Annotated in this window: 26 protein-coding genes; 16 read left to right on the top strand and 10 right to left on the bottom strand. The window is 57.3% G+C overall.

Annotated elements, in window-relative coordinates; translation table 11 throughout:
- The first annotated feature begins 1 nt into the window (after position 1).
- Entirely contained in the window at positions 2 to 238 is a 237-nt protein-coding gene (locus OLX72_RS04095; protein WP_114868798.1) for a hypothetical protein, read from the top strand.
- A gap of 5 nt (positions 239 to 243) precedes the next feature.
- Positions 244 to 480, top strand: coding sequence for a GlsB/YeaQ/YmgE family stress response membrane protein (locus OLX72_RS04090; protein ID WP_114868799.1), 237 nt, complete (start codon positions 244 to 246; stop codon positions 478 to 480).
- Positions 481 to 534: 54 nt separating this feature from the next.
- Here the strand turns inward: OLX72_RS04090 and OLX72_RS04085 are convergent, their stop codons facing one another.
- From OLX72_RS04085 to OLX72_RS04060, 6 genes are all read right to left on the bottom strand, one after another.
- The gene (locus OLX72_RS04085; protein WP_433989868.1) at positions 535 to 1,158 is read right to left on the bottom strand and encodes a trimeric intracellular cation channel family protein; all 624 of its coding nucleotides are present in this window, start codon (positions 1,156 to 1,158) and stop codon (positions 535 to 537) included.
- On the bottom strand, positions 1,155 to 1,628 hold the full coding sequence (rnhA, locus tag OLX72_RS04080; protein ID WP_433989867.1) for a ribonuclease HI: 474 nt from the start codon (positions 1,626 to 1,628) through the stop codon (positions 1,155 to 1,157). The genes OLX72_RS04085 and rnhA overlap by 4 nt, the downstream gene beginning before the upstream one ends.
- Positions 1,621 to 2,214: a class I SAM-dependent methyltransferase gene (locus tag OLX72_RS04075; RefSeq protein ID WP_114868802.1), complete on the bottom strand. Its 594-nt coding sequence runs from the start codon at positions 2,212 to 2,214 to the stop codon at positions 1,621 to 1,623. The genes rnhA and OLX72_RS04075 overlap by 8 nt, the downstream gene beginning before the upstream one ends.
- Positions 2,211 to 2,672, bottom strand: a complete 462-nt coding sequence (locus OLX72_RS04070; protein ID WP_205389032.1) for a DUF3429 domain-containing protein — start codon at positions 2,670 to 2,672, stop codon at positions 2,211 to 2,213. Before OLX72_RS04070 ends, OLX72_RS04075 begins: the two co-directional genes overlap by 4 nt.
- 14 nt (positions 2,673 to 2,686) lie before the next feature.
- Positions 2,687 to 3,637: a 4-hydroxy-3-methylbut-2-enyl diphosphate reductase gene (gene ispH, locus OLX72_RS04065; RefSeq protein ID WP_433989866.1), complete on the bottom strand. Its 951-nt coding sequence runs from the start codon at positions 3,635 to 3,637 to the stop codon at positions 2,687 to 2,689.
- 115 nt (positions 3,638 to 3,752) lie between these two features.
- Entirely contained in the window at positions 3,753 to 4,328 is a 576-nt protein-coding gene (locus OLX72_RS04060; protein ID WP_433989865.1) for an NYN domain-containing protein, read from the bottom strand.
- A gap of 96 nt (positions 4,329 to 4,424) precedes the next feature.
- Here OLX72_RS04060 and folK point away from each other — a divergent pair, with 96 nt between their 5' ends.
- The 11 genes from folK (at position 4,425) to recO (ending at position 13,081) form a co-directional block, all read left to right on the top strand.
- Positions 4,425 to 5,033 (top strand): 2-amino-4-hydroxy-6-hydroxymethyldihydropteridine diphosphokinase, encoded by a 609-nt coding sequence (folK, locus tag OLX72_RS04055; RefSeq protein ID WP_114868805.1) that lies wholly within the window; start codon positions 4,425 to 4,427, stop codon positions 5,031 to 5,033.
- An 88-nt stretch (positions 5,034 to 5,121) separates the two neighbouring features.
- Positions 5,122 to 5,475 (top strand): DNA-directed RNA polymerase subunit omega, encoded by a 354-nt coding sequence (gene rpoZ / locus OLX72_RS04050; RefSeq protein WP_433989864.1) that lies wholly within the window; start codon positions 5,122 to 5,124, stop codon positions 5,473 to 5,475.
- A 30-nt stretch (positions 5,476 to 5,505) separates the two neighbouring features.
- Positions 5,506 to 7,650 (top strand): RelA/SpoT family protein, encoded by a 2,145-nt coding sequence (locus tag OLX72_RS04045; RefSeq protein WP_433989863.1) that lies wholly within the window; start codon positions 5,506 to 5,508, stop codon positions 7,648 to 7,650.
- Positions 7,651 to 7,663: 13 nt separating this feature from the next.
- Entirely contained in the window at positions 7,664 to 8,320 is a 657-nt protein-coding gene (locus OLX72_RS04040; RefSeq protein WP_114868808.1) for a DUF2062 domain-containing protein, read from the top strand.
- 33 nt (positions 8,321 to 8,353) lie between these two features.
- Positions 8,354 to 9,103, top strand: coding sequence for a pyridoxine 5'-phosphate synthase (locus tag OLX72_RS04035; RefSeq protein WP_114868809.1), 750 nt, complete (start codon positions 8,354 to 8,356; stop codon positions 9,101 to 9,103).
- Positions 9,100 to 9,501 carry a holo-ACP synthase gene (gene acpS / locus OLX72_RS04030; protein WP_114868810.1) on the top strand — a complete coding sequence of 134 codons (402 nt, stop codon included), beginning with the start codon at positions 9,100 to 9,102 and terminating at the stop codon, positions 9,499 to 9,501. The genes OLX72_RS04035 and acpS overlap by 4 nt, the downstream gene beginning before the upstream one ends.
- 54 nt (positions 9,502 to 9,555) lie before the next feature.
- Positions 9,556 to 10,392, top strand: coding sequence for a signal peptidase I (lepB, locus tag OLX72_RS04025; RefSeq protein WP_114868811.1), 837 nt, complete (start codon positions 9,556 to 9,558; stop codon positions 10,390 to 10,392).
- Positions 10,389 to 11,072, top strand: a complete 684-nt coding sequence (rnc, locus tag OLX72_RS04020; protein ID WP_114868812.1) for a ribonuclease III — start codon at positions 10,389 to 10,391, stop codon at positions 11,070 to 11,072. The genes lepB and rnc overlap by 4 nt, the downstream gene beginning before the upstream one ends.
- A complete protein-coding gene (gene era, locus OLX72_RS04015; RefSeq protein WP_433989862.1) occupies positions 11,069 to 11,974 on the top strand; it encodes a GTPase Era in 906 nt (301 codons plus the stop codon). The genes rnc and era overlap by 4 nt, the downstream gene beginning before the upstream one ends.
- Positions 11,971 to 12,300, top strand: coding sequence for a DUF1491 family protein (locus OLX72_RS04010; RefSeq protein WP_114868814.1), 330 nt, complete (start codon positions 11,971 to 11,973; stop codon positions 12,298 to 12,300). Before era ends, OLX72_RS04010 begins: the two co-directional genes overlap by 4 nt.
- Before the next feature lie 58 nt (positions 12,301 to 12,358).
- Positions 12,359 to 13,081, top strand: coding sequence for a DNA repair protein RecO (gene recO / locus OLX72_RS04005; protein WP_114868815.1), 723 nt, complete (start codon positions 12,359 to 12,361; stop codon positions 13,079 to 13,081).
- On the opposite strand, the gene OLX72_RS04000 is transcribed toward recO, so the two are convergent.
- The 4 genes from OLX72_RS04000 to OLX72_RS03985 form a co-directional block, all read right to left on the bottom strand.
- Positions 13,065 to 13,454: an META domain-containing protein gene (locus tag OLX72_RS04000; RefSeq protein WP_433989861.1), complete on the bottom strand. Its 390-nt coding sequence runs from the start codon at positions 13,452 to 13,454 to the stop codon at positions 13,065 to 13,067. The two genes, recO and OLX72_RS04000, sit on opposite strands and share 17 nt — an antisense overlap.
- Before the next feature lie 28 nt (positions 13,455 to 13,482).
- Positions 13,483 to 14,019, bottom strand: coding sequence for a TetR/AcrR family transcriptional regulator (locus OLX72_RS03995; RefSeq protein ID WP_114868817.1), 537 nt, complete (start codon positions 14,017 to 14,019; stop codon positions 13,483 to 13,485).
- 67 nt (positions 14,020 to 14,086) lie between these two features.
- Positions 14,087 to 15,772, bottom strand: coding sequence for an acyl-CoA dehydrogenase family protein (locus tag OLX72_RS03990; RefSeq protein ID WP_114872054.1), 1,686 nt, complete (start codon positions 15,770 to 15,772; stop codon positions 14,087 to 14,089).
- A 217-nt stretch (positions 15,773 to 15,989) separates the two neighbouring features.
- Entirely contained in the window at positions 15,990 to 17,588 is a 1,599-nt protein-coding gene (locus OLX72_RS03985; RefSeq protein WP_114868818.1) for a phosphoenolpyruvate carboxykinase, read from the bottom strand.
- A 338-nt stretch (positions 17,589 to 17,926) separates the two neighbouring features.
- Here OLX72_RS03985 and OLX72_RS03980 point away from each other — a divergent pair, with 338 nt between their 5' ends.
- Genes OLX72_RS03980 through OLX72_RS03970 form a run of 3 tightly spaced genes read left to right on the top strand, consistent with a single transcriptional unit; the run spans position 17,927 to position 20,844 of the window.
- Positions 17,927 to 18,628 carry a response regulator transcription factor gene (locus OLX72_RS03980; RefSeq protein WP_114868819.1) on the top strand — a complete coding sequence of 234 codons (702 nt, stop codon included), beginning with the start codon at positions 17,927 to 17,929 and terminating at the stop codon, positions 18,626 to 18,628.
- 29 nt (positions 18,629 to 18,657) lie between these two features.
- Positions 18,658 to 20,367 (top strand): sensor histidine kinase, encoded by a 1,710-nt coding sequence (locus tag OLX72_RS03975; RefSeq protein ID WP_205389033.1) that lies wholly within the window; start codon positions 18,658 to 18,660, stop codon positions 20,365 to 20,367.
- 3 nt (positions 20,368 to 20,370) lie between these two features.
- Positions 20,371 to 20,844, top strand: a complete 474-nt coding sequence (locus OLX72_RS03970) for an HPr kinase/phosphorylase (protein WP_433989860.1) — start codon at positions 20,371 to 20,373, stop codon at positions 20,842 to 20,844.
- The last annotated feature ends 2 nt before the right edge of the window (positions 20,845 to 20,846 follow it).

Genomic DNA, 20,846 nt, shown 5'->3' with positions numbered 1-20,846 from the left:
AATGTTCCCGACACTTATGGGTACTGTGGTGATCGCCGGGCTTGTTGGCTATCTGTCGGAAAAATCAGGCTTTACCCATAATGGCATCGTGCAATCCATCATCATCTGCATTGGGGGCGCGTTCCTGTTCTATTTCGTACGCCTGATGTTCGGGTTCGGGTTTTCCAGCCCCGGAGTGAATGCGATCGTGTCGTCCATCGGCGCGCTGGTCATCGTGCCGACCCATTGGAGGAAATAGAGAGTATGCCAATTATCTGGTTGATCATCGTTGGTGCTGCCGCCGGTTTTCTGGCGACGCGGTTGATGAAGGTCGAAGCGGATATCATCACCACGGTGGTGATCGGTATGGCCGGGGCGCTGATCGGGGGCCTGGTTCTGCATGCATTGCTAAGCGTGATGGGTGCAATGGCAGGATTTGTCGGGGCCGTACTGGGCGCGCTGTTGCTGGTGTGGGGCTGGCAGAGGTTCTTTCGCAAGTAGCGTGCGCGGCAAGCGTGGCGCCGCCCGTATTTGAGGCAAAAAGAGACGGCAGTATCAGTTTGCCGGCGGGCGGCTTTTGTACACCGGCATTTTCCAGCCAAAGGCAAGAGACCCTGCGCGCAAAGCCCATGTGACACCGGCACATATCCCCAAAGCGGCCAGCGCGTTATCTGTTTGTGTCTGGACAAGAAGCGCCGAAGCAGCGCCAGCGAAGGCGGCGGTGACATAGAGTTCGCCCTGCTTAAGGACAAGCGGCACTTCGTTGCAGACCACATCCCGCAACAGACCCCCGAAGCACCCGGTGGAAATACCCATGATGATCACGATAATCGGGGGTTGTGACAACGCCAGCGCGACACCGGTTCCCGCAGCTACAGCAATGGCCAGTGCGAAACTGTCAAGCCACAGCAAAAGGTTATAGCGGCTTTCGACGCGGTGGGCGGTAAAGAACACCAGCACAGAGGCGGCTGCCGCCAGAAGGATATAAGCGGGCTGACCGATCCAGAACACTGGATCGCGATTAAGCAGAACATCCCTCACGGTGCCCCCGCCCAAAGCGGTCAGGCAGGCGATAAAGGCAAAGCCGACAAGATCAAGCTGCGCACGGCTGGCGACCAAAGCACCGGTCAGCGCGAAGACAAGCACCGATCCGTAATCAAGAAGCGACAGAAGGATCATGTGGATTTGCCAGACGCAGCTGGTTTGAACGGTGCCATTCCGGCCCGTGCAAGGGCGTCGGCACGTTCGTTTTCGGGGTGGCCGGCGTGGCCTTTGACCCATTCCCATGTCACATCGTGACGCGCCTGTGCCGCGTCCAGCCGTTGCCACAGCTCGGCGTTCTTTACCGGCTTTTTGGCGGCGGTTTTCCAGCCGTTGCGTTTCCACCCGTGTATCCAACCGGTGACACCATTTTTGACATAGGTGCTGTCGGTGACGATCGTGACGGGTATGCCGCGATCAAGGGTTTCAAGCGCATGGATTGCCGCCAGCAATTCCATCCGGTTGTTGGTGGTCAGGGCTTCTCCGCCGGACAGTTCTTTTTCCTTCACGATCTTGCCGTCGCGCATCGCGCGCAGCAGAACACCCCAGCCGCCAGGGCCGGGATTGCCCGAACAGGCCCCGTCTGTATATGCAATCACGTCAGGCATGAGCGGCCAGAGATATCCAGTCTGACAGGCTGCCGTCCAGCCCTTTTCCTCGCCCCAGCGTGACTTCGGTGATGGTGAACCCTGCGGTCTGCAAAAGTGCGTTCAGATCATCCTGCGTGTAATAGGTGTAAAGGCGCCCCAGCTTGTCACGCGCCGATCCGGTGCCCAGCTTGAGCCCCAGATGAAACTGCCCGCCGGGAACAAGTGCCTTAACGATCTGATCCAGATGCACCGGCATATCGGCGCGCGGGGCGTGCAGCAGGGAAAAGTTTGCCCACAGACCGTCATATGTATCTTGCGCGTCCAGGTCGTGGAACGTGGCTTGCCAGGCCGTGACACCCTTTTGGCGCGCCGCCATCGCGACCATTTCCGCGGACGCATCTGTGGCATCCACCTGCAATCCGGCCTGCGCCATCACTGCCGCCGCCGCCCCGGGACCACAGCCCAGATCCAGCACCCTGCCGCCTTTGGGCAGTTTCGCGATAAAAGCTGTCAGGCGCGGATCGGTGGCATTGTCGCGATCTGTCATGCGCGCATAATCCTGTGCCTGCGTATCGTAAACCCGAACGGTTTCGTGATCGTTCACAAAAAAACTCCCACACTCAGACAGGCGACAACCACCGCGGTCAGCAATAGACGCAAGCGCATCCACCACACTGGCGTCAAACCCCAGCGGTAAAAGGCGAAATCAAGCACCAGCAGCCCCAGAAATCCGAACATCAGGTTCATGCCCGCCGCGACAGGCCCGCCCCCCACCATGAAGAACGCCCAGAGAGCCGGAATGACCGACAGCGTATAGCCCGTTGCGGCCTGCGGCCCCGATGCGCGCGTGGCAAAGCCCCACAGGACACCGGACATGAAGCTGAGAATAACAGTGCCATAGGCCAGCCCGACATAGGGGCCGACAAAGCGCGGGCCGATCGCCTGAACCGTCCAGTCGGCCAGTGACCCGTGCAGATAGGTGACGGCACCCCAGACAAACGGCAAAAGCCCTGCCAGACCCAGATAAAGCGGCGCAGCAGGGATGTGTTTTACCAGCGACATAACGGGCTGTGCCTTTATGCCGGTTCGCGCAGAACGCGCGGAACTTTGAATTCCACGTTTTCGCTGGCGGTTTCCACCCGCTCAACCCGCAGGTCATAGCGCTGTTCGAACGCGTCAATCACCTCGTTCACCAGCAATTCTGGGGCAGATGCGCCGGCCGTAACACCGACAGAGCGGATGCCATCCAAAGCGCGCCAGTCGATATTGGTGGCCCGCATGACAAGCTGGGCATAGCCGCAACCCGCCTTGCGGCCCACTTCGACCAGGCGTTGCGAATTGGATGAATTGGGTGCGCCAACCACCAGCATCGCGTCACAGTGCGGCGCCATTGCCTTGACCGCCTCTTGCCGGTTGGTCGTGGCATAGCAGATGTCTTCCTTGTGCGGACCGACGATGGCTGGAAAACGGACGTGCAGCGCGGCGACGATATCGGCGGTGTCATCCACGGAAAGAGTGGTTTGTGTGACAAAGGCCAGTTTCTGCGCATCGCGCACCTGTACCTTTGCAACGTCGTCCACTGTTTCCACCAGCAGCACTTCGCCGTCCGGGAGCTGGCCCATTGTTCCAATGGTTTCAGGGTGGCCCGCATGACCGATCATGATCATTTGCAGCCCGTTATCGGAATGGCGCTGGGCTTCGATATGGACCTTGCTGACCAACGGGCAGGTAGCATCGACATAGACCATGTTGCGCACTTCTGCCGCGTGAGGAACCGATTTCGGCACGCCATGGGCCGAAAAAATGACAGGGCGGTCATCGGGGCATTCCGACAGTTCTTCGACAAAGACCGCGCCTTTGTCGCGCAGGGCATCCACAACGAATTTGTTATGTACGATTTCGTGGCGCACGTAGACGGGTGCGCCCCATTTGTCAATCGCCAGTTCAACGATCTTGATGGCCCTGTCCACGCCGGCGCAGAATCCGCGCGGGGCGGCAAGGTAAAGCGTCAAGGCGGGTTTGGTCATGTGCGTGTCTCCTGAAAGGAACACGTAAATCTTTGCGGGCCGTGCGTAAAGGGAGGCATGCTGCCGAAAATGATCGAACCGGAACGGGGTGAGTGGCCCGTTCCGGTTCAGGTCTTCAGGTGGCTTCCAGATAGTCCACGCTTTCCGGCGCGACATAGGGTTCGCGCGGCGGACGCCCGATCACGTCTTTCAATTCGTTCAGTTCGATAAAATTATCGGCCTGACGACGCAGATCATCCGAGATCATCGGAGGCTGGCTGCGAATGGTCGAAACCACCGAAACACGCACGCCCTGTCTTTGCATGCTTTCCAGCAACGGGCGGAAATCGCCGTCGCCGGAAAACAGAACCATGTGATCGATGTGAGGCGCGAGTTCCATGGCATCGACGGTCAGTTCGATGTCCATGTTACCTTTGACTTTGCGCCGCCCCATGCTGTCTGTGTATTCCTTGGCGGGCTTTGTTACCATCGAGAACCCGTTGTAATTCAGCCAGTCGACCAAGGGCCGGATCGGCGAATATTCGTCATTCTCAAGCAGTGCCGTGTAATAGAAAGCCCGCAAAAGCTTTCCGCGACGCATAAATTCCTGACGCAACAGTTTATAATCAATATCAAAGCCAAGGGATTTTGCAGCGGCATACAAATTGGAGCCGTCGATGAACAGCGCAAGCCGTTCGTCCTTGTAGAACATAAATTATCCTTTCAAAAAACCCGTTTCGCCTGTGATTTCCGTGAGTGAGCTTTAAAATGTGCGAAACGGATGCTCATTATTTAGGATATTTTCGGCATGGCTCAAGCCCAAAGCAGCGCAGTTATCGGCGGTCTCTCGCCGGTGCAGGACAGGCTTGCTTTGGTGGCGATTGGTGGGAATATTCCATCTGACGCTGGGGAAGTCATCGAGACTGTTTCAAAATCTGTACAACAATTTCAATCAGTTGGCCTGAATATCCGCGCGATCAGCGGGTTCTACAAGACACCTTGTTTTCCGGCAGGGGCCGGCCCTGATTACATAAATGCTGCCGTAGCGTTAACTACAGGTTTGACGGCCCGCGAAACGCTGGATGCGCTTCATGAAATCGAAAATTCGTTCGGGCGACAGAGAATCGAACGGTGGGGGCGCCGCACGCTGGATCTTGATCTGGTTGCCTATGACACCGCCGTTATACCGGATAGAAAAACCCATGACCACTGGCGCGCCTTGCCCCCGGAAACGCAGTCAAATGCCGCCCCGGATCAGCTTGTTTTGCCCCATCCAAGGCTACAGGACAGGGCCTTTGTGTTGATTCCTTTGGCAGATGTGGCCGCCCAGTGGGTGCATCCGGTTCTTGGAACAACGATTTCCGAGATGTTGGCCGCGCTGCCCGACGCCGCGCGGGCAGAAGTCAGGAAACTGTGACATTTTAACTTGGAAAAGCGCTTGTCAATGGCGCCGAACCCCCTTAAATACTCCTCTTCTGACCGATTTTTGAGACATTGGAGCATCCATGGCCCGCGTAACTGTAGAAGACTGCGTCGATAAGGTTCCGAACCGATTTGAACTGGTTATGCTTGCGGCACACCGTGCCCGCGAAATCTCGGCCGGCTCGGCGGTGACCGTGGATCGTGACAATGACAAGAATCCCGTCGTGTCACTGCGTGAAATCGCGGAAGAAACGCAATCGGCCGATGCACTGCGCGAGCGTCTGATCGAAAGCAACCAATCCCAGATCGAAGTGGACGAACCGGAAGAAGACGCAATGGCGCTTTTGATGGGGTCCGAAGTGGACAAGCCCGCAGAGGACGACATGTCCGAAGAGAAATTGCTGCGCGCTTTGATGGAAGCGCAAGGGCAGGGCTAAGCCTGCCCATAAATAGGGCACGAACCGGAAATGATTGCACCAGACGACCTGATTGCCCTGGTTCGTAACTATAACCCGAAAACCAATGATACCCTGATCCGCGCGGCCTATGACTACGGGCTGGAAATGCACGCGGGTCAGTTTCGCCATTCGGGCGAACCCTATTTTTCGCACCCTGTTGCCGTCGCGGCCATTCTGACCGAACAGCGTCTGGATGATGCCACGATTATTACGGCACTTTTGCACGACACGATCGAAGACACCAAGGCATCCTATTCCGAAGTGGCCGATCTGTTTGGCAACGAGGTGGCAATCCTTGTTGACGGCGTGACCAAGCTGACCAATCTGCAATTGTCCAGCACCGAGACTAAACAGGCCGAAAACTTCCGCAAACTGTTCTTTGCTATGTCAAAGGATCTGCGCGTCATTCTGGTCAAGCTGGCCGACCGTCTGCACAACATGCGCACGATCAAATCGATGCGCGCCGACAAGCAGGTGCAGAAATCACGCGAAACCATGGACATCTATGCGCCGCTGGCCGGACGTATGGGGATGCAATGGATGCGCGAAGAGTTGGAAGATCTGGCGTTTCGTGTTCTGAATCCGGAAGGGCGCGCCAGCATCATCCGGCGCTTTATCACGCTGCAACGCGAAACCGGAGACGTGATCCACCGGATCACAGGCGACATGCGTACAGAACTGGACAAGGCGAATGTACCCGCCGAAGTGTTCGGGCGGGCCAAAAAACCCTATTCGATCTGGCGCAAAATGCAGGAAAAGGAACAGGGGTTTTCGCGCCTGTCCGACATCTACGGGTTTCGCGTGATCACCGAAAGCGAAGAGGATTGTTACCGCGCGATGGGGGCGATCCACCAAAGATGGCGGGCTGTTCCCGGCCGGTTCAAGGATTATATCAGCCAGCCGAAAACCAACGGCTACCGCTCCATCCACACCACGGTCTCGGGCCGTGATGGCAAACGGGTCGAGGTGCAGATCCGCACTGGCCAGATGCATGATGTGGCCGAAACCGGCGTGGCGGCACATTGGTCCTATCGAGATGGCGTACGCGCCAACAACCCGTTTGCGGTTGATCCGGCCAAATGGATTTCGTCGCTGACGGAACAGTTCGATGCCGAAGAGGACCACGAGGATTTCCTCGAAGCGGTCAAGCTCGAGATGTATTCGGATCAGGTGTTTTGCTTCACGCCCAAGGGCGATGTGGTCAAACTGCCACGCGGTGCGACCCCGATAGATTATGCCTATGCGATCCACACCCGCATCGGCAGTGGCTGTGTGGGGGCCAAGGTTGATGGATTGCGCGTGCCGTTGTGGACGCGACTGAAAAACGGGCAGTCGGTCGAAATCATCACCGCCGAAGGCCAGATACCCCAGGCGACATGGCTGGAAATTGCCACAACGGGCAAGGCCAAGTCGGCGATCCGGCGCGCCCTCCGCGAAGTTGATCGGGACAGGTTCATCAAGCTGGGGCACGAACTGGCGCGCTCTGCCTTTGAACATGTTGGTAAAAAGGCCACCGACAAGGTTCTGGAAACCGCCGCACGGCATCTTCGGCTGGATGATCGCGAAACATTGTTGGCCCGTCTGGGCAGTGCGGAACTGAACGGTCACAGCGTAGTACAGGCCGTCTATCCTGATCTGGTGCCGGATGTGAGCGACCAGATCGACAAACGCCGCGCCGTTATCGGTCTGGATGTGGGTCAGAATTTTGATCGTGCGCCCTGTTGCCAACCTCTGCCGGGGGAACGGATTGTCGGCATCACCTTTCGCGGCAAGGGGGTTGTGATCCACGCCATTGATTGCGATCGTCTGACGGAATACGAGGACCAGCCAAACCGCTGGCTGGACCTGCACTGGCACAGCGGCAGCCACCCACCTATCTATACTGCAACGCTGGATTTGACGATCAGCAACGATGCTGGCGTGCTTGGGCGGATTTGCACATTGATCGGAGAGCAAAAGGCCAATATCTCGAATCTCGAATTTCTGGATAGAAAGCCTGACTTTTACCGTCTGCTGATCTATGTGGAACTCAGGGATGTTGAACATTTGCATTCCGTGATGCTGGCATTGGAAGCGGAAAGTCATGTCGCCGCAATAGAACGTTTCCGTGATCCTGCTGCGGTTCAGGCCGTGGCGGAACAAGACAAGAAGTAAGGACGCCGGTTTTTTGGTTTTCAAACGTCGCGATAAAAAAAGCCTGCTGCGCGGGACGGCAGACATGGTCTATCCCAAGGGCGGCTGGGCGCGGGCGTTTCACTATGTAAAGCATCGGGTGCGCCGTTTACCCGATTCTCCCGAACGGATCGCACGCGGCATCTGGGCAGGTGTGTTCACCACATTTACCCCGTTTTACGGGCTGCATTTCATTGTGGCGGCCTTGGTGTCGCGTATCATGCAGGGCAATATTCTGGCGGCGTTGATGGCCACGTTTTTCGGCAATCCGCTTACCTATGTCCCGATCGGAGTTGTGTCGCTGAAAACAGGGCACTGGATGCTGGGCACTGAATTTCAAGAAGGCGAACACCGTTCGTTCGGGGGGAAATTTGTTGATGCGGGGCGTGATCTGAAAGACAACGTTGTGGCGTTCTTTACCAGTCAGGACATGGACTGGACAGGACTTGAAGTCTTTTATGACGAAGTGTTCTTTCCCTATTTGGTGGGTGGCATACTGCCCGGCGTCATCACTGCAACCATAATGTATTATCTCAGTGTGCCGCTGATCCGGGCCTATCAAAAACGCCGAAAAGGCGCGATAAAGGCCAAGTTTGACGCGATCAAGAAAAAGGCCGCGGCCAAGGCCGAAGCCAAGCGCAAAGCGGATTAGGCGCGCCGGTAACACGACAGAAAGGGCCACAGGATGACATCGACAGGTAAATTGCGACTGGGCGTAAATATTGATCACGTGGCAACCGTGCGCAATGCGCGTGGCGGGAAATACCCTGATCCGCTGCGTGCCGCGCGTATCGCTCAGGAATCGGGTGCGGACGGGATAACCGCACATCTGCGTGAAGACCGCCGCCATATTTCCGATGCCGATATCGAAGGTCTGATGGACATTCTGACGGTTCCGCTGAATTTTGAAATGGCGGCCACACCCGAGATGCAACAGATTGCATTGCGCCACAAACCCCACGCGGTGTGCATCGTGCCCGAAAAGCGTGAAGAACGCACCACCGAAGGCGGGCTGGAAGTGGCGCGCGAAGAAAACCATCTGGCCCACTACATTGCGCCGCTGCGCGATGCGGGATGCCGGGTGTCGATCTTTATTGCCGCAGACCGGCGCCAGATCGAAGCCGCGCACCGGATCGGGGCGCAGGTAATCGAACTTCACACCGGGGCCTATTGCGATCATTTCGCCGAAGGTGATTTCAAATCCAGCCAGACAGAACTGCGCAAACTGGAAGATATGTCCGCGTTCGCCCACTCTCTGGGGCTTGAGGTGCACGCCGGACACGGGCTGACCTATGATACGGTCGCGCCGGTCGCGGCCTTTCCCGAGGTGATGGAACTGAACATCGGCCATTTCCTGATCGGAGAGGCGATTTTTCGCGGGCTGGAACCGGCGATTGCCGAAATGCGCAGATTGATGGACGAGGCGCGAAAGTGATCCTTGGCATCGGGACCGATCTTGCCAACATCGAACGTATTCAGGGCACGCTCGATCGCTTTGGCGACAGGTTTCGCAACCGTGTGTTCACCGAAACCGAACAGCGCAAAGCCGAACGGCGCAAGGATACCGCAGGCACCTATGCCAAACGCTGGGCGGCGAAAGAGGCATGTTCAAAGGCGCTGGGCACCGGATTGCGCATGGGCATTTCGTGGAAGGATATGGCCGTCAGCAACATCCGCAGCGGACAACCTGTGATGACTGTCACAGGGTGGGCGGCGCAACGCCTAGCGGAAATGACGCCGCCGGGGCACGAAGCGATCATTCACGTCACCCTGACTGATGATCACCCCTGGGCGCAGGCCTTTGTCCTGATCGAGGCGCGTCCCTTGACTTAACCCTGCTGCGCCCGCATGTAGCGCAGCAATATCACCGGCATCGGAGAGGCAAAAATGTCCGCCAAGGCGAAGAAAGAAAACGGATTTGTCGAAACGATCAAAACGATCGTTTACGCGCTGTTGATTGCCGGCGTTTTTCGCACGTTGTTCTATCAACCCTTCTGGATTCCTTCAGGGTCGATGAAGGAAACGCTGTTGATCGGTGATTTCCTGTTCGTGAACAAAATGGCCTATGGCTATTCCTATGCATCCTGCCCCAGCCTGATCATTCCGTCTGTCGGGTTGAATGTGGACGCCGAAGACATCTGCGGCGTGTTCAAAGGCAGCAACAACCGCTTGTTTGGCGGTGATCCCGAACGCGGTGATGTTGTGGTGTTCCGCCATCCCGTATCCGGTCAGGATTACATCAAACGGCTGATCGGCTTGCCCGGTGATACGATCCAGATGAAGAATTCTGTTTTGCACATCAACGGCAATCCGGTCGAGTTGCAGGACGACGGTGTGTTTAGCGAACCCGCCATCGCGCAGGGCCCGCAACGGCTGCGCCCGCGCTGTGAAAACGGCCCCGTTGGCGAAGGTGGCATCTGCGAGAAATCACGACAGATCGAAACACTGCCCAACGGCGTATCGCATGCCATTCTGAACGTGACGACACAATCTTCTGACAATACGGGTGTGTTTACAGTTCCGGCCGGCGAATACTTCTTTATGGGCGACAATCGCGATAATTCCTCGGACAGCAGGCTTGACCAGCGCGTTGGTGGCGTCGGGTTTGTCCCTTACGAAAACCTGATTGGCCGGGCAGACCGGATCATGTTTTCGTCAGCGGGCAGTTCCATGCTGTTTTTCTGGACGTGGCGGTCGGACCGGTATTTCAAGAGGATCGATTGAAGCTTTCATCCGACTTGCATGCGTTCGAGACGCGGATAGGGCACCGTTTTTCCAGTCCTGATTTACTGGTGCGCGCGGTCACACATTCTTCCATGTCCTCGCCCACGCGCGACGATAACCAGCGGCTTGAGTTTCTGGGCGACCGCGTCCTGGGCCTGGTGATGGCACAGGCGCTTTTGGAACATGATCAATCCGCGCCCGAAGGCACGCTGGCGCCGCGCTATAACGCGCTGGTACGCAAGGAAACCTGCGCCGATATCGCACGCGATATCGATGTGGGCGCCGTTCTGAAGCTGGGCCGGTCCGAAATGAAATCAGGCGGACGGCGCAAGCAGGCCCTGCTGGGCGATGCCATGGAAGCGGTGATTGCAGCCGTTTATCTGGATGCGGGTTTTGATGCCGCGCAAGCGATGATCCTGCGCTTGTGGGGCAGTCGCATCGGCGCAGTAGAAGAAGACGCGCGTGATGCCAAAACTGCGTTGCAGGAATGGGCGCAGGCCCGCGGGCAGGTGCCCCCGTCTTATACCGAGGTCAAGCGAACCGGGCCGGATCACGCGCCTGTGTTCACCATTCAGGTTTCGCTGGCTGACGGGCAGACCGAAACCGCGACCGCAGGATCGAAACGGCAGGCCGAGCAAGCGGCTGCCAAGACTCTTTTATCCCGATTGGAAACACCATGACCCGCGCCGGATTTGTCGCCCTGATCGGAGAGCCCAATGCGGGCAAGTCGACATTGCTGAACCGTATGGTCGGGGCCAAGGTTTCGATCGTGACCCACAAGGTGCAAACCACGCGCGCCCGCGTGCGCGGCGTGGCGACGCAGGGTGACACCCAGATCGTGTTTGTCGATACACCCGGACTGTTTCAGCCCAAACGACGGCTGGACCGCGCCATGGTTGCCGCCGCCTGGGGCGGAGCATCGGATGCGGATGTAATCGTGCTGATGGTCGAGGCGCATCGCGGCGTGACCGAAGGGGTGGAACGTATCCTGACCGGTCTTGAAGAAATCGGCAAAGGCCGCACTGTGGCGCTGGCCATCAATAAAATCGATCGCGTTGCGTCCGAAGTGCTTTTGGGACTGACCAAGGATTTGAACGACCGTTTTGATTTTGCCGAAACCTTCATGATTTCGGCGGAAAAGGGCCACGGCGTCGACGCCCTGCGCGAATGGCTGGCCGAAGCCCTGCCCGAAGGTCCGTGGCTCTATCCCGAAGACCAGATTGCCGATCTGCCGATGCGCATGATTGCCGCGGAAATGACCCGGGAAAAGCTGACGCTGCGCCTGCATCAGGAACTGCCCTATCAGTTGACGGTCGAAACCGAAAACTGGGAAGAACGCAAAGACGGCAGCGCGCGGATCGATCAGATCATCTATGTGATGCGTGACGGGCACAAAGGCATTGTTCTGGGCAACAAGGGCGAAACCATCAAAGCCGTATCCAAGGCGGCCCGCGCCGAGTTGGAAGCGTTTCTGGATCGCAAGATCCATCTGTTTCTACAGGTCAAGGTGCGGCCCAACTGGCTTGAGGAATCCGAACGCTATTCTGAAATGGGGCTGGATTTCAAAGACGGTAATGAATGACACGCCTGACGGCAGAATTCTGGGTGCAGGCCTATCTGGCGCGGTTGCGGCAATACAACATCCCCGCCTACGTGGTGGCGCATGGCGACAACACGGCGGGGGCGGTTCTGGTCAAGCTGAACACACTTGATGGCAATGCAACCTGCTTTCAACGCGGGTTTGATCTGATGTCAGGTGCGCGGCAATGGCACAGCCTTTTGTCCGGCCAGGAACCGGAAGTAGACAGCGCCATCGCCCGGCAGCGCAGTTTTGATCCCGATCTTTGGGTGATCGAGGTCGAAGATCGTGACGGGCGCCATTTGCTGGATGAACCGGGCCTTGAATAGCGCCTGCCTTGTGATCCGGCGGCTTACGTACAGCACGTCGGCACGCTAAAGTACCGCTATGGAATGGCGCGATCATGGCATTTTACTGAACGTGCGACGCCACGGGGAAACCTCGGCGATTGTCGAGGTGTTTACCGAAAGCCACGGGCGGCATGCCGGTGTTGTACGTGGCGGCACCAGCCGGAAAATCGCCCCGATCCTGCAACCGGGCGCGCAGCTTGATGTGACCTGGCGCGCGCGGCTTGAGGATCATATCGGCAGTTACACGGTCGAACCGATCCGCAGCCGTGCCGGCGCGATGTCGGATCGGTTGGCCCTGGCGGGACTGAACGCCGTTACCGCCCTTTTGGCGTTCTGTCTGCCCGAACGCGAGGCGCATCAGAACCTTTATGCGCGCAGCGAACAGGTGCTGGACCTGCTGGATCAGGGCGATATCTGGCCGCTGGCCTATCTGCGCTGGGAACTGGCCCTGCTGGAAGATATGGGGTTCGGGCTGGATTTAAGCGTTTGCGCGGTAACGGGGGCCACGGACGATCTGGTATATGTATCGCCGCGCAGCGGGCGCGCGGTGTCGCGTGCAGGGGCGGGCGAATGGGCTGACCGGATGCTGGCGCTTCCCGATTGCCTGCGCGGGATCGGGACGGCACCGGATTCCGAAATCTCGCAGGCCTTTGATACAACAGGTTACTTTCTGGAACAGCGGCTGGCGCCCGAACTGGGCAACAAGCCGTTGCCCGATGCGCGTGCCAGATTTGTAGCGGCCTTCAACCGCCGGCTTTGAACACCATCTGTCGCCCCGCCTCGTTGGACAGCAACATGACATCGCCCAGCACTTCGATCAGACTCATGGCATCCAGAGACTGAAAATAGACCGTTTCCTGCGCCAGATTGGGGCAGGCCATTTTTGTCGAAATCAGGTTTTCCGCATCAAACCACGGATAGGGAACGCGTAGCGTGGCGCTGTACCCGTTACACGGGCCTTGGCCGGTGATCTGACCCGGCTCTGGAAAGGTCAGCGTTGTCCGCGCCGTGAACGGTGCGTTGTCAATTTCGCGCAGCACCCATGTTTTTCCCGCACCGCCATAGGCCGATACGGTTTCATCGCCCTGACAGGCGGACAGTGCAACAGCTGCGGCACAGAGTGTCAGACGCATTTTCAATACTTCCCTTTTCGTCGGTGCCTCAGCGCAGGGCAAGGATCAGATCAACCAGCTTTTCGATGGCCTCACTCTGGCGCGGATGGTCCTGCATCTGAAGCCCGATGCGGGCGGCAAACAGGACAGCGGCAAAATCACTATCTGTCACACCCAACTGGCGCAGCAAATCCGTGATCATCTGCGTGCGTCGTTCATCCGCTTCGGCGATAACATTCGCAACCGTATGGTTTCCCTGCGCCCATGCGCGCAGGGCGGCTTCGGTTTGCGGGTCTGATAATGCCGTGTCGCCATCAGGTGCCTTCGCAATCTGGCGCAGTTGCAGTGGCGCGGTTTCGGCGGCGTTCAGGGTCGCGGAAAAATCATCCACGGCACTGGCCAGCCACACATCCAAAAGCCCGTCATGATAGGCTGGAATATCCTTGAAGTGCCAGTAAAACGAACCCTTTGTGGTGCCAAGCCTGCGGGCCAACGCCTCGGCCTTAAGCGCGTCCGGCCCGTGTTCTTTCAGGGCGGAAAGTCCGGCGTTGATCCAGGCTTCTTTTGTCAGGCGTGGTTTGCTCATGCCCTACCGTACGATAGCGTATGGTGAGGCGCAATACGATAATACATACGTATGCGTATGTTTGACGCTATGACAGCAAACGGCGCGCAATTACCTGTGCCTGTATTTCTGCCGCACCTTCAAAGATGTTCAGAATGCGGGCATCGCACAGCACGCGGCTGATCTTGTATTCGAGTGCGAAACCGTTGCCGCCGTGAATTTGCAATCCGTTGTCGGCGCAGGCCCATGCGACGCGCGCGCCCAGAAGTTTGGCCATACCCGCCTCCAGATCGCAACGACGTCCTTCGTCTTTTTCACTGGCGCTGAAATAGGTCAGCTGGCGCGCGATCATGATCTCCACCGCCATCATCGCCAGCTTGCCGGAGACACGCGGGAACGCGATCAGCGGTTTGCCGAACTGTTTGCGGTCCTGCGCGTATTGCATTGCGATATCCAGCGCGGATTGCGCCACACCGATGGCGCGCGCAGCGGTCTGGATACGGGCGGATTCAAAGGTTTCCATCAATTGCTTGAAACCCTTGCCCTCTTCCCCGCCCAACAGGTTTTCACCTTTGACGTGGAAACCATCGAAGGCGAGTTCGTATTCCTTCATCCCGCGATATCCCAGCACTTCAATCTCGCCGCCGGTCATACCATCGGTCGGGAACGGGTGTTCGTCCGTACCGGGCGTTTTTTCCGCCAGAAACATGCTAAGCCCGCGATGATCGGTGCTGTCGGGATTGGTGCGCGCCAGCAGCGTCATCACATGGGTGCGCGCCGCGTGGGTGATCCAGGTTTTGTTGCCGGTAATCTTGTAATCTTCACCGTCTTTCACCGCGCGGGTGCGCAAAGACCCAAGATCTGATCCGGTGTTGGGTTCGGTAAATACGGCTGTGGGCAGGGTTTCAGCCGAGGCAAGACGCGGCAGCCATTTTTGTTTCTGCTCTTCCGTGCCTCCGCAAAGGATCAGTTCGGCGGCGATTTCCGACCGGGTGCCCAGCGATCCGACCCCGATATAACCGCGCGACAATTCTTCGGACACGACACACATAGAGGCCTTGGAAAGGCCAAAGCCGCCGTATTCTTCAGGAATTGTCAGGCCGAACACACCCATTTCGGCCAGCTCTTCGATGATCTCCATCGGGATCAGTTCGTCCTTCAGGTGCCAGTCATGCGCGTGGGGTTCAACCTTTTCCACGGCAAAGCGGCGGAACTGCTCGCGGATCATTTCCAGCTCGTCATCCAGACCGGATGTGCCGACCATGGTATTTGCCGAATGTTCCTGCATAAGTTCAACCAGCCGCGTGCGCGCGGCTTGGGTGTTGCCCGATTGGGTAAGTGTCTGAACCTCGGGGGTCATCATGGCGCGCATATCGTCCTGTGACAGGCCGATATCCTGCGGGCGCAGCATTTCGCCCTGCGACATCGGGATGCCACCATAAATCTGCCAGAGGTATTCGCCGAATGCGATCTGGTGGATGATTTGTTCGGTTTCGCCAAACTTGCCATCGGCCACAAGGCGTTCGGCCCAGTTTTGCATCTGTTGCAGCGACTGGACATAGGTGGCCAGCCACGCCAGCCCGTGTGCGGCGGTCTGGTTTTCTTCCACCTGCGCGCCCGAAACGCGGCCATCCTCGCTGACCAGGTCCAGAACCTTGGTCCGCGCTGTCTCAAGTACGGATTGAACAGGCGGCAGCGCCTTGGCGGTCAATGTGATCAGGTTGTCCAACACAGGTGTGGCAGTCATCGAAATATCCTGTCCGTCGTGGGGCATTGCAAACATCCTTTTTCCGGCTCGCACCCCGATAATCATTTCGCAGGTGCAGCGCAACTTAAATGCTAGGACGTGCGGCCATTTGTTCAATTGTTGCGCGCGAGTTTTTGTAATTTTTGAATTCTCGGTCGGGCATCTGCGCAATTTCAGCCCAAAAACCGCGCAATCCTGATGCCGCAACGGAAAAGGGCCGGATCATCCGGCCCCTGTCTGTCGATCAGCCGATTGCAGCGGCTTTCACGTCGTCATCTATATAAGGCACGTATTGCTCAAAGTTGGTCGCAAACATCTTGACCAGTTTCGCGGCCTGACGGTCATAGGCTTCCGGGTTGTCCCATGTTCTGCGTGGATCCAGCAGGATATCCGCAACTCCGTTCACCGAAACGGGCACTTCAAATCCGAAATTTGCATCCTTGCGATAGGTCGCGTTGGCCAGCGATCCTTCCAAAGCAGCCGTCAGCAGGCCGCGTGTCGCCTTGATCGGCATCCGGCTGCCCGTGCCATAGGCGCCACCGGTCCATCCTGTGTTCACCAGCCAGCATGTAGCACCATGTGTTGCGATCTTTTCGCGCAGCAGGTTGCCATAAACCTCCGGGCGCCGGGGCATGAACGGGGCTCCGAAACAGGTGCTGAACGTCGGTTCCGGTTCTGTCACGCCGCGTTCCGTTCCTGCCACTTTCGATGTAAAGCCAGACAGGAAGTGATACATCGCCTGCGCTGGTGTCAGCCGCGCGATCGGGGGCAGAACGCCAAATGCATCACAGGTCAGCATGATCACGTTTTTCGGATGGCCACCCAACGCCGTCGCGGAAGCATTAGATATATAATGCAGCGGATAGGCACAGCGCATGTTCGCCGTCAGGCTGTCATCTTCGAAATCCAGTTCCTTGGTGTCGGGATCGAACACCATGTTTTCGATCACAGTACCGAATTTTTCGGTGGTTGCGTAAATTTCGGGTTCGGCCTCGGGGTTGAGGTTGATGGTCTTGGCATAACACCCGCCTTCAAAGTTAAAGGTGCCACGGTTGGACCAGCCGTGTTCGTCATCGCCAATCAGCGTGCGCGCCGGATCGGCCGACAGGGTGGTTTTGCCGGTGCCGGACAGGCCGAAGAACACGGCAGTATCCACAGGATTACCATGGGCATGATTGGCCGAACAGTGCATCGGCATGATACCTTTTTCCGGCAGCAGGTAGTTCAACAGTGAAAACACCGACTTCTTGTTTTCACCGGCATATTCCGTGCCGCCGATCAGGATCAGCTTTTTGTCAAAGTTCATCGCGATTACGGTTTCCGACCGGCAATTGTGGCGTTTTGGGTCCGCCGAGAAGCTGGGGCAGTTGATAACAGTGAAATCCGCCACAAAATCGTCCAGATCTTCACGGTCGGGGCGGCGCAACATATGGCGGATAAACAACCCGTGCCACGCCAGTTCGGTGATCATGCGTACATCTATGGCATGGGCCGCATCGGCACCGCCCACCAGATCCTGCACGAAATAGTCTCGCCCCTTCATGTGTTCCAGCATGTCGGCATAAAGCGCATCAAAGCCTTCCGGGCTCATCTCGGCGTTGTTGTCCCACCAGATCGTATCAGCAACACTGTCTGTTTTGACCACATGCTTGTCTTTGGGGGATCGTCCGGTGAATTTTCCGGTTGTCACAAGAAACGCGCCGCCCTTGCCCAGCGTGCCTTCGTTGTTGCGCAGTGCCGCTTCGATCAGGGATGGTTCAATCAGGTTGTAATGTACATTGCCCAGCTCTGTGATCCCTTGATCTTCGAGGCGAAATTTTGGGTTAACCCGTCCTGAACTCATGTGCTTTGGTCTCCTGTGGGCGCATGCGGAACTGTGGCAAACACGTGCCGCCGCATTAGGCGTGTTACACTGTTGCGGCCTCTTAGCATGGCGGATTCAGGCATGAACAGGACGCTTTTTCCGAGTTAGCGCCACCATTGGTTAGTTTTTCGCAACAATAGCCAAAACTGGCCATACAAATGTCCGATTGTGAGACAATTTAGTCATTCGTAAGAATTTTTTGGAGAAATCGCAGACGATTGCCCAGCCGATTCGCAGTTAAAGATTGATTCTAAGCACTGAAAAAGTGAAGTATCGCGAAAAAAGCAGGCAAAACGAGCAGAATAAGGAAATTTACCATGTCGAAAATCGCATTGGTGGACGACGACAGGAATATCCTGACGTCTGTATCCATGACTCTTGAGGCAGAAGGTTTTGAGGTCGAAACCTATAATGACGGCCAGGCCGCTCTGGATGCCTTTAACAAGAAACTGCCTGATATGGCCGTGCTTGATATCAAAATGCCGCGTATGGACGGAATGGATCTGTTGCAGCGCCTGCGTCAGAAAACCAGCATGCCGGTGATCTTTCTGACATCGAAAGATGACGAGATTGACGAAGTGCTTGGCCTGCGGATGGGCGCGGACGACTACGTCAAGAAGCCCTTTTCGCAACGGCTTCTGGTGGAACGCATCCGCGCATTGCTGCGCCGTCAGGATGCGGTGGCCGGCGATATCGTCGGCGATACCGAAGAAACCAAAGTGATGGAACGTGGCGAACTGCGGATGGATCCGCTGCGTCACGCTGTAAGCTGGAAAGGTCGTGACGTATCACTGACTGTAACGGAATTTCTTTTGTTGCAGGCGCTGGCCCAACGCCCCGGGTTCGTCAAAAGCCGTGATCAGCTGATGGATGTTGCTTACGACGATCAGGTCTATGTGGATGACCGCACCATTGACAGCCACATCAAGCGCCTGCGTAAGAAAATGCGTACCGCGGACGATGAATTCTCTGCGATTGAGACACTCTACGGGATCGGCTACAGATATAACGAAGAATAAACAGGCAGAAGAAGGCTTTGGCCGAAAGGATGTCCGTGCGGGATACGGCCCCACCCACGCGTAATGGTGATGTGGTTCTGGGCGACGATTGGGTCGCCCCGGACAGCAACGTCGAAAACGAGTTGCGCGTGCGCCGTGAACGGCGCGGGCTCTTCTCGCTCAAGGCATCGCCCCTTGCCCGCAAGATTATCACGTTCAACCTGATCGCGCTGAACGTGCTGGTTGCCGGCATCCTTTACCTGAACTCGTCCCGCGACAGCCTTGCGCTGCAGCGGGCAAATGCACTGGTCAGCGAGGCGGAATTGATCGCCGACGTGTTCGAGGCGCAATTGCCTGCGGACGCCGCTGTCGATCTGACCAATACCGATGTGCTGGACGTTTCCGGCACATTGGCGGGTCTTGATCTGCGCAGCGGCATCGAGGTTTTTGTTTTCAACGCCGACGAATCCCTGATTTCCATGACGGAAGGGCGCACCGACGGCGGTGTGCTGGGTGGCACCAGAGCGAACGAAAACGGCAAAACCCTGATTACAGACGGGCTGTCGTCGATCTGGAACGCTGTGTCGCGTGTGTTTTCCTCGGGTCAAAGTGATGCGGACACGCCGATTCAGGAACAGTTGAAGGAATTTTTACCCGCGACACTGGCCAATGGCACGCAGGTGGAAAACTCACAGGATGCGGGTGGCGGCATCCTGTTCAGTGTCACAACGCCGATCTTGCACAACGGGCAGGCCATTGGCGTAGTCGCAATCACCAGCGCTGCCGGCGAAATTGATAATCTTGTACGTGGCGAACGTGAACGCGTGTTGCAGATGTTCGTGATCGCCACGTTGGTGTCCATCGGGCTTAGCCTTGTTCTGGCGTCGACGATTGCGAACCCGATTTCCGATCTGGCCGCCGCTGCCGAACTGGGCCGCGACAAGGACGCGCGCAAGATGAACCCCGGGCGTATCCGCATCCCCGATCTGACGGCACGCCCCGACGAGATTGGCCGGTTGAGCGGTGCGCTGCGCGGTATGGTGGCCGCACTCTACAATCGCATCGACGGAAACGAACAGTTTGCCGCCGATGTGGCGCATGAAATCAAAAACCCGCTGGCATCGCTGCGGTCTGCCGTAGGTACGATGCGCCGCGTCAAACGCGATGACCAACGCGAAAAGCTGCTGGAAGTCATCGAACATGACGTGCGCCGGCTTGACCGGCTGGTCAGCGATATTTCCAACGCGTCGCGTCTGGATTCCGAACTGGTCAAGGAAGAGGAAGAACCCTTTGATCTGCTGAAGATGCTTGGAAACCTGAGCGAATATCTGGGTGAAGAGGCGAAAACAAAAGGCATCGATTTCATTTCCGACCTGCCCGGCGATCCGATCGTCGTGCACGGTCTTGAGGCGCGTCTGGCCCAGGTATTCGTGAACCTGATCACCAACGCCATTTCGTTCTGCGAAGACGGCGATGCGATCCGCGTCTGGGCGCGCAAACGGCAGAACCGTGTTCTGGTAGTGATCGAAGACACCGGTCCGGGCATTCCCGATCAGGCGCTGGGCAAGATTTTCAAGCGCTTCTACTCCCAGCGTCCGGACGAGCATTTCGGCAATAACTCGGGTCTTGGTCTGGCCATTTCGAAACAGATCGTCGAAGCGCATGGCGGCGTGATCTGGGCCGAAAACATCCGCCCGACCGATGCGGATATCACGTCTGATCCCCTGGGCGCGCGGTTTGTTGTGGGCCTTCCGGTCTGACACGTGGCGCGGTCCGGCAAACGTGAAACCAGCCTTGTTTCGCCCTTGGGCGCCACTCCTTTTGACAGCGCGGTTCATGCAACATGCATCGCGATGCAGGATCGCGGATTGCTTGTTCTGGGTGCGGCGGGCAGCGGAAAATCGGCGCTGGCCCTGCAACTTATCGCCCTTGGGGCCAAACTGGTGGCGGATGACCGGGTTCTTCTTTCAGATGAAGACGGCGGCATCACGGCCACCGCCCCTGAGCCTATCGCCGGATTGATTGAAGCACGCGGCCTAGGTGTGTTGAACGCGCCGGTGTGCAAACGCGCCCCGATCAGGCTGGTGGTGTCGATGGATCATGTTGAAACCGAACGCATTCCGCCATTTCGCACCTGTCAGATAGGCCCCTACACTGTTCCGCTGGTTCACAAATCTGACAACGGGCATTTTCCCGCCGCTGTGGCACTATATCTGTTACACGGTCGAAAGGAGTGATC

This window comes from Sulfitobacter sp. TBRI5 (assembly GCF_051013555.1).
Classification (GTDB): Bacteria; Pseudomonadota; Alphaproteobacteria; order Rhodobacterales; family Rhodobacteraceae; genus JL08.
This window is presented reverse-complemented; position numbering and strand designations above follow the sequence as displayed.

Coding starts and splice junctions, on each gene's coding strand:
- OLX72_RS04085 (WP_433989868.1), bottom strand. CDS start 1,158: ATGATCCTTCTGTCGCTTCTTGATTACGGATCGGTGCTTGTCTTCGCG.
- ispH (WP_433989866.1), bottom strand. CDS start 3,637: ATGACCAAACCCGCCTTGACGCTTTACCTTGCCGCCCCGCGCGGATTC.
- recO (WP_114868815.1), top strand. CDS start 12,359: ATGGAATGGCGCGATCATGGCATTTTACTGAACGTGCGACGCCACGGG.
- OLX72_RS03975 (WP_205389033.1), top strand. CDS start 18,658: ATGTCCGTGCGGGATACGGCCCCACCCACGCGTAATGGTGATGTGGTT.
- OLX72_RS04000 (WP_433989861.1), bottom strand. CDS start 13,454: ATGCGTCTGACACTCTGTGCCGCAGCTGTTGCACTGTCCGCCTGTCAG.
- OLX72_RS04095 (WP_114868798.1), top strand. CDS start 2: ATGTTCCCGACACTTATGGGTACTGTGGTGATCGCCGGGCTTGTTGGC.
- era (WP_433989862.1), top strand. CDS start 11,069: ATGACCCGCGCCGGATTTGTCGCCCTGATCGGAGAGCCCAATGCGGGC.
- OLX72_RS03980 (WP_114868819.1), top strand. CDS start 17,927: ATGTCGAAAATCGCATTGGTGGACGACGACAGGAATATCCTGACGTCT.
- rnhA (WP_433989867.1), bottom strand. CDS start 1,628: ATGCCTGACGTGATTGCATATACAGACGGGGCCTGTTCGGGCAATCCC.
- folK (WP_114868805.1), top strand. CDS start 4,425: ATGGCTCAAGCCCAAAGCAGCGCAGTTATCGGCGGTCTCTCGCCGGTG.
- lepB (WP_114868811.1), top strand. CDS start 9,556: ATGTCCGCCAAGGCGAAGAAAGAAAACGGATTTGTCGAAACGATCAAA.
- OLX72_RS04010 (WP_114868814.1), top strand. CDS start 11,971: ATGACACGCCTGACGGCAGAATTCTGGGTGCAGGCCTATCTGGCGCGG.
- OLX72_RS04090 (WP_114868799.1), top strand. CDS start 244: ATGCCAATTATCTGGTTGATCATCGTTGGTGCTGCCGCCGGTTTTCTG.
- OLX72_RS04045 (WP_433989863.1), top strand. CDS start 5,506: ATGATTGCACCAGACGACCTGATTGCCCTGGTTCGTAACTATAACCCG.
- OLX72_RS03985 (WP_114868818.1), bottom strand. CDS start 17,588: ATGAGTTCAGGACGGGTTAACCCAAAATTTCGCCTCGAAGATCAAGGG.
- OLX72_RS04060 (WP_433989865.1), bottom strand. CDS start 4,328: ATGTTCTACAAGGACGAACGGCTTGCGCTGTTCATCGACGGCTCCAAT.
- OLX72_RS03990 (WP_114872054.1), bottom strand. CDS start 15,772: ATGCCCCACGACGGACAGGATATTTCGATGACTGCCACACCTGTGTTG.
- OLX72_RS03995 (WP_114868817.1), bottom strand. CDS start 14,019: ATGAGCAAACCACGCCTGACAAAAGAAGCCTGGATCAACGCCGGACTT.
- OLX72_RS04035 (WP_114868809.1), top strand. CDS start 8,354: ATGACATCGACAGGTAAATTGCGACTGGGCGTAAATATTGATCACGTG.
- OLX72_RS04070 (WP_205389032.1), bottom strand. CDS start 2,672: ATGTCGCTGGTAAAACACATCCCTGCTGCGCCGCTTTATCTGGGTCTG.
- rpoZ (WP_433989864.1), top strand. CDS start 5,122: ATGGCCCGCGTAACTGTAGAAGACTGCGTCGATAAGGTTCCGAACCGA.